The sequence below is a fragment of the Siphonobacter sp. genome (assembly GCF_048595215.1).
Classification (GTDB): Bacteria; Bacteroidota; Bacteroidia; order Cytophagales; family Spirosomataceae; genus Siphonobacter.
In genome coordinates, this window is the sequence record NZ_JBMDWJ010000178.1 from 1 (window position 1) to 4,263 (window position 4,263).

At 48.4% G+C, this 4,263-nt stretch carries 3 protein-coding genes; all 3 read right to left on the reverse strand.

The genetic code is table 11. The features are described from left to right. The coding region (locus ACOJTG_RS10485) for a DUF4369 domain-containing protein (protein WP_420153766.1) at positions 1-428 on the reverse strand (428 nt) is incomplete at its 3' end. A 23-nt stretch (positions 429-451) separates the two neighbouring features. Further along, positions 452-1,822 carry a RagB/SusD family nutrient uptake outer membrane protein gene (locus ACOJTG_RS10490; protein ID WP_420153767.1) on the reverse strand — a complete coding sequence of 457 codons (1,371 nt, stop codon included), beginning with the start codon at positions 1,820-1,822 and terminating at the stop codon, positions 452-454. Positions 1,823-1,837: 15 nt separating this feature from the next. Next, positions 1,838-4,263, reverse strand: a 2,426-nt coding sequence (locus tag ACOJTG_RS10495) for a SusC/RagA family TonB-linked outer membrane protein (RefSeq protein ID WP_420153768.1), incomplete at its 5' end; no start/stop codon positions are given.

Below are 4,263 nucleotides of genomic sequence, written 5' to 3' on the forward strand. Positions count from 1 at the left end.
TACTTCTTTTCAATGGCCTGTAACTGCGTGAAAACGACGGAATCGAGTTCGTGGCGGTGCTGTTTCCATTCCCGGGTTTCTTTAGATCCCTGAATCGTGGCTTTCGGAAGGGCATCTTTAACGGCAGTTACCGTGGTAGGAATGCCCGGCATTATGAAAAAGGAAACGAATTGCTGACGGTTGGAAGCCAGTGAAAGGGAAGCCGTTCCTTCGTGGGCCAGCGTTCCTTTGAATGAAAACTTACCGTCTTTCGTAACAACCGAATCGCGGCCGGACTCTTCCCCTTTCGGGTAGTTGAGGTAAATCTTTTCGTTCGTCAAACCTTTGATTTCTCCCTTGATGAGGTAGGTCGAAGCGGGTGCTTTTTGAGCAAAGGCGGCGGAGATGCTCAGTAACATCAGGCCAGCTAGCGTGGTCGCTTTTTTCATACTATACGTTGGTTAGTAGTTGATTAATAACCTGGGTTTTGTGTAAGTACCGGATTCGCCTCAATCTGAGTGGACGGAATGGGCATCAGTACGCCCGTTGCCTTCCAGCCGGGTTTGATCGGTGCCAGTACGGCGTCGGCCTGATTGGTACGTTTGAGGTCGAACCAGCGGTGACCATACTCCCCGAAAAACTCGACTTTACGCTCCTGTAAAATCGCATTAATAAGGCTGCTTTGCGTACTGGCCGTACTGTTTGCTAAACCAGCCCGCGTGCGAACCACATTCAGATCCGCTACGGCTTCGGTTAACTGATTCTGATTGGCCCGAGCTTCAGCCCGAATCAGATACAGCTCCGCCAGACGCAGGAACACGATGTATTCATTGCCAGCAGTGGCGGTCTGTAGTTTGTATTTATTGATACGCTGGTAGGTCGTATTGGCAATCACCAGTGAATCAGACCAGTTGGTACGGCGTTTATCGCCGACTTCAAAGGATTGAACAAAATTCGATTTCAACACATAAACGGGAGGGGTAGTGGCGAGTGAGTTTCGGTAATTCCCACCTAAAACCGTGAATCCCAGCAGGGTACCCACCTGAAAAATCGTTTCGTTACTGGTGTTGATAAAGGTTTGGGAAGGATCTACCAACGCATACGTACCCGAAGCAATCACTTCAGAAGCCTCAGCAGAGGCGTTCGCGTAATCTTTGGTGTATAGATACGCCCGGGCCAGCAGAGCAGAAGCGGCGTGTTTGTTGATACGGGTGCGAAGCGTTCCTACATACGCTGCGGGCAGACTGGCTTTGGCCTCTTTCAAATCGGTGATGATCTGAGCCCATACCTGAGCGGAGGGTGTACGGGCGAGAGAAGCGTTAATGAATTCGTCAGAAGAAGTCGATAAAGGAACATCCCCGAAATAATTAACGAGTGTAAAGAACCCATACGCCCGCCAGAATTTAGCTTCACCCGTTAACTGGTCCTTGCCCGCCTGGGTCATGCCTTTAGAGTTGGCAATATTTACGATGGCCTGATTAGCCTGCCGAATCAGACTGTAGGAGTTAGACCACAAACCATTGGCAACCGACGAATTCAGAGCATCTACTGTGTTGGTTTCAAATTGTTCCAGAGTAGCATCGGAAGGGGTATATTCCAGTTCATCACTCAATAAGCCCGCATACCCCGTCCAGTTCATGGTGATGTTATTGCTAAGGGGAGAACTATTACGAACGTTGGAGTACATATTTAAAACTACCGCTGTCGCGGAGGCATCACTGGCAAAGGCATCTTCCGTACCGATACTGGTAGCCGGGTAATCAATGGTGACAAACTTTTCGCAGGAACTAAGTCCCAATCCTGCCAGGGCGAGAAGGAAGGCGATTCGATGGATAGATTTCATAAGAGTATTCCTGCGTTAGAATGAAACATTAAGACCAGCGACGAAGGTGCGGAGTTGAGGCATGGCGATAAATTGACCCGTACCTAAACCCGTACCGGTTCCACCTACGGTACTTTCAGGGTCGTAGGTGTACTTCTGTTTGGCCCAAGTGAACAGATTTTGTCCCTGTACGTAAATCGAAACTTTCGAAAGATGCATGGGCTGAATCCAGGCGATAGGCAGGTTATAAGCGAGGCTGATCGTTTTGAGTTTCAGAAAGGAGGTATTCCCCCATAGGGCCGTAGATGAGTTATAATAACTGATGGCACTGGACGAAAGGGTAGTGGCTGCGGGATACGTCGCATTCGGATTGCTTTCCGTCCAGCGATCCAGTGCAGCGGTATTGGTGTTTTGGAGCGTAGACCCGAAAGGCAGACTCAACGTATTATTTACCATACCCATGCGGTGGTTAAATCGCAGGAAAACGTCTAACTGAAAATTCTTGTACGACAGGGAGTTATTGATGCCACCAAAGTAGGGCGTGCCAATGGGAGCCATCAGGCGGTCTTTATTATAATCAATAAGGCCATTGCCATCAAGATCCTGAATCATCGGGGCTCCCGTCGCGTCTAAACCTGCGTACTGAAACAAACGGGTCGCGTTGATGGGTTGGCCTACGGTGTAGGAGCTGGAATTAAACAGTTTGGTTGGGTCACCAATGGAAAGGAGTTTATTCCGTAGGAAGGTGACGTTGAAGTTAGTCGACCAACGCATGGCTGCCGTTTGTACATTGATCGTATTCAACTCAAACTCGAAGCCATCATTTTGAATGACTGCATCCAAGTTGCTGGAGTACGAATTTACGCCCGACTGCGTAGGCATATTCGTGCTGGCTAACTGGTCGCCGGAGCGATTGCGGAAGTAATCCGCTTTCAGCAGGATTCGATCTTTGAGAAAACCTAATTCGATCGCTGCTTCCAGCTTTTTCATGGTTTCCCAATGCAGATTCGGGTTGGCTATATTGAAGTTAACCATGGTAGCGGTACCCATGTAGGTACTGCCGCTTCCCGTAACGGAGAATGTGGGGAGGTACAAGTAATTCGGGATCTGGTCGTTACCCGTTAAGCCATAGCTACCCCGCAATTTCAGGAAACTTACCCAGGGTAAGGTCTTCATGAAATCTTCCGACGTAACGAGCCAGGCCGCTCCCAACGCCCCAAAATTACCAAAGCGGTTATTCGGTCCGAATCGGGAGGAACCGTCGCGGCGGAAAGTTGCGTCAAGGATATACTTGTTATCCCAGCTGTAATTAATTCGACCAAAAGCTGCCGTGTACTTATAGAGCGAATAGCTAGAACTACCGGTAACGGTACCCGCTCCACCCAGCGACTTGATTAAGGCCTCATTACTATAATTGCTACCGCTGAAGGTTTGCCCGTTCGAATTCGATTGTTGGAGGGTTCCTCCGATCAGCACATTGAATCGATTTTTACCAAAACTTTTTACGTAATCGACCTGGGGCTCAACGATATAGGTTTCGACCGAACTGTTCGCAAAATTGGCCGTGTTCAAAGGGTTCGACGAAGGGTTTTTCGAACGGGCCGGATTGGCCTGAATCTGATTGATACCCGTGAGTGTATACCCCGTATTTACTCGTACATCTAAACCAGGCAAGATCGAATACTTTAACGTCAGGTTTGAAATAAAGTTGGTGCTCGTATTATCAAAATCCCGCATTAATAAGGCTTCGGGATTAGTGATTCCGCCTGTCCAATTTAAACTTCCATCAGAATTATAGAGGGGAAAGTTGGGGGCAATATTATAGACAGTCGTTAAATCGGTGCCAATCAGATTGGTCTGTAGTCGTGAATAAGACGTACTGAACTCAATTTTAAATTTCTGATTGGCCGAGGAGTGACTTCCCGCAAAACGACCTGAAACCGTAGTAGCTCCTAAATCTCCGGGAAAAACGGTTCCTTCTTTTCGGTATAAACCGCTGAAGAGGAATGAATTGAACGCATTACCGCCGGATACGGAAGCCGAGGCATTCAGAAACTGGGCAGTCCCGCCCATGTAGCGGCGTTGCCAGTCGGTATTCGCATTCTGATCCCAAACCGTTAAATCTGGAGCATTGACGGTATTGGGAGTAACGCCCGCTTTGGCAAAGGCATCCCGACGCATGCTGAGGTACTGTTCCGTATTCAGCATGGGAATGAAGTTAGGTACTTTACCCGCTCCTTTGTTGATGTTTACGTTGAATTGCGTTTTTCCAGATTTCCCTTTTTTAGTGGTAATCAGGATTACCCCGTTCGATCCACGAGAACCATAAATCGCCGTAGCATCCGCATCTTTCAAAATGTCAATGCGTTCAATATCTTCCGGAGGAATCAAACTTAAGGGGCTCTGCTCGCCATTGGCTCCGGAGAAACCATTGGAGTTAAGGTTATCCGCAGCGGGTTGCG